Below are 3,230 nucleotides of genomic sequence, written 5' to 3'. Positions count from 1 at the left end.
TGCTCTTTAACAATCTGGAACAAGCTGAAAATTTGAAACAATCAGTGTTATTGAAAAATGGCATTGATGAGTCTCTCAATACTCCAATCTGAAGACACCTTCGGGTTGTGAGGTTAAGCGAATAAGCGTACACGGTGGATGCCTAGGCAGTCAGAGGCGATGAAGGACGTGCTAATCTGCGAAAAGCGCCGGTGAGCTGATAAGCAGCGTTATCAGCCGGCGATATCCGAATGGGGAAACCCAGTGCAATCCGTTGCACTATCATTCACTGAATCCATAGGTGAATGAGGCGAACCGGGGGAACTGAAACATCTCAGTACCCCGAGGAAAAGAAATCAACCGAGATTCCCCCAGTAGCGGCGAGCGAACGGGGAGCAGCCCAGAGCCATCAACAATATCAGCGTCAGGAGAACGGTCTGGAAAGGCCGGCAGTAAAGGGTGACAGCCCCGTATCCGAAGACGCTGGTGTTGGGAGCTCGAAGAGTAGGGCGGGACACGTGGTATCCTGTCTGAATATGGGGGGACCATCCTCCAAGGCTAAATACTCCTGACTGACCGATAGTGAACCAGTACCGTGAGGGAAAGGCGAAAAGAACCCCGGCGAGGGGAGTGAAAGAGAACCTGAAACCGTGTACGTACAAGCAGTGGGAGCACCTTTTAAGGTGTGACTGCGTACCTTTTGTATAATGGGTCAGCGACTTATATTCTGTAGCAAGGTTAACCGTTTAGGGGAGCCGCAGGGAAACCGAGTCTTAACGGGGCGTTAAGTTGCAGGGTATAGACCCGAAACCCGGTGATCTAGCCATGGGCAGGTTGAAGGTTGGGTAACACTAACTGGAGGACCGAACCGACTAATGTTGAAAAATTAGCGGATGACTTGTGGCTGGGGGTGAAAGGCCAATCAAACCGGGAGATAGCTGGTTCTCCCCGAAAGCTATTTAGGTAGCGCCTCGTGAACTCATCTTCGGGGGTAGAGCACTGTTTCGGCTAGGGGGTCATCCCGACTTACCAACCCGATGCAAACTGCGAATACCGAAGAATGTTATCACGGGAGACACACGGCGGGTGCTAACGTCCGTCGTGAAGAGGGAAACAACCCAGACCGCCAGCTAAGGTCCCCAAGTCATGGTTAAGTGGGAAACGAAGTGGGAAGGCTCAGACAGCCAGGATGTTGGCTTAGAAGCAGCCATCATTTAAAGAAAGCGTAATAGCTCACTGGTCGAGTCGGCCTGCGCGGAAGATGTAACGGGGCTAAACCATGCACCGAAGCTGCGGCAGCGACACGTAAGTGTTGTTGGGTAGGGGAGCGTTCTGTAAGCCGCTGAAGGTGAACTGTGAGGTTTGCTGGAGGTATCAGAAGTGCGAATGCTGACATAAGTAACGATAAAGCGGGTGAAAAACCCGCTCGCCGGAAGACCAAGGGTTCCTGTCCAACGTTAATCGGGGCAGGGTGAGTCGACCCCTAAGGCGAGGCTGAAAAGCGTAGTCGATGGGAAACAGGTTAATATTCCTGTACTCGGTGTTACTGCGAAGGGGGGACGGAGAAGGCTATGTCAGCCGGGCGACGGTCGTCCCGGTTTAAGCGTGTAGGTGGGTGGTTTTGGTAAATCCGGACCGCTGTTAACACTGAGGCGTAATGACGAGGCACTACGGTGCTGAAGTGACAGATGCCCTGCTTCCAGGAAAAGCCTCTAAGCCTCAGGTAACATTGAATCGTACCCCAAACCGACACAGGTGGTCAGGTAGAGAATACTCAGGCGCTTGAGAGAACTCGGGTGAAGGAACTAGGCAAAATGGTGCCGTAACTTCGGGAGAAGGCACGCTGATAGGTAGGTGAAGCCCCTGCGGGCGGAGCTGAAATCAGCCGAAGATACCAGCTGGCTGCAACTGTTTAATAAAAACACAGCACTGTGCAAACACGAAAGTGGACGTATACGGTGTGACGCCTGCCCGGTGCTGGAAGGTTAATTGATGGGGTCAGCCGCAAGGCGAAGCTCTTGATCGAAGCCCCAGTAAACGGCGGCCGTAACTATAACGGTCCTAAGGTAGCGAAATTCCTTGTCGGGTAAGTTCCGACCTGCACGAATGGCGTAATGATGGCCAGGCTGTCTCCACCCGAGACTCAGTGAAATTGAACTCGCTGTGAAGATGCAGTGTACCCGCGGCAAGACGGAAAGACCCCGTGAACCTTTACTATAGCTTGACACTGAACCTTGAGCCTTGATGTGTAGGATAGGTGGGAGGCTTGGAAGTGTGGACGCCAGTCTGCATGGAGCCATCCTTGAAATACCACCCTTGAATGTTTGATGTTCTAACGCAGGCCCGTGACCCGGGTTGCGGACAGTGTCTGGTGGGTAGTTTGACTGGGGCGGTCTCCTCCCAAAGCGTAACGGAGGAGCACGAAGGTTAGCTAATCACGGTCGGACATCGTGAGGTTAGTGCAAAGGCATAAGCTGGCTTGACTGCGAGAGTGACGGCTCGAGCAGGTACGAAAGTAGGTCTTAGTGATCCGGTGGTTCTGTATGGAAGGGCCATCGCTCAACGGATAAAAGGTACTCCGGGGATAACAGGCTGATACCGCCCAAGAGTTCATATCGACGGCGGTGTTTGGCACCTCGATGTCGGCTCATCACATCCTGGGGCTGAAGTAGGTCCCAAGGGTATGGCTGTTCGCCATTTAAAGTGGTACGCGAGCTGGGTTTAGAACGTCGTGAGACAGTTCGGTCCCTATCTGCCGTGGGCGTTGGAAGATTGAAAGGGGCTGCTCCTAGTACGAGAGGACCGGAGTGGACGCACCACTGGTGTTCGGGTTGTCATGCCAATGGCATTGCCCGGTAGCTAAGTGCGGCAGAGATAACCGCTGAAAGCATCTAAGCGGGAAACTTGCCTTGAGATGAGTCTTCCCTTGTCCCTTGAGGACACTGAAGGAACGTTCGAGACGAGGACGTGGATAGGCCGGGTGTGTAAGCGTGGCGACACGTTGAGCTAACCGGTACTAATGAACCGTGCGGCTTAACCTGACAACACCGAAGGTGTTTTGGGCGTAGAGAGAGAGCAGAATGGGGTTTCAAATGCAAGACAGCAGCTTGTTCGGGATTGAATACAGAATTTGTCTGGCGGCAACAGCGCGGTGGTCCCACCTGACCCCATGCCGAACTCAGCAGTGAAACGCCGTAGCGCCGATGGTAGTGTGGGGTCTCCCCATGTGAGAGTAGGACACTGCCAGACAT

General features: G+C 53.4%; 2 rRNA genes. Both read left to right on the top strand.

The annotated features are described in order from the left end of the window. Positions 1-111 precede the first annotated feature (111 nt). A 23S ribosomal RNA gene (locus Xenpb_RS20410) occupies positions 112-3,020 on the top strand. Between the two features lie 92 nt (positions 3,021-3,112). Next, a 5S ribosomal RNA gene (gene rrf / locus Xenpb_RS20405) occupies positions 3,113-3,228 on the top strand. Positions 3,229-3,230 lie beyond the last annotated feature (2 nt).

Source organism: Xenorhabdus sp. PB62.4, from assembly GCF_014467285.1.
In the GTDB taxonomy this organism is placed as follows: Bacteria; Pseudomonadota; Gammaproteobacteria; order Enterobacterales; family Enterobacteriaceae; genus Xenorhabdus.
This window is presented reverse-complemented; position numbering and strand designations above follow the sequence as displayed.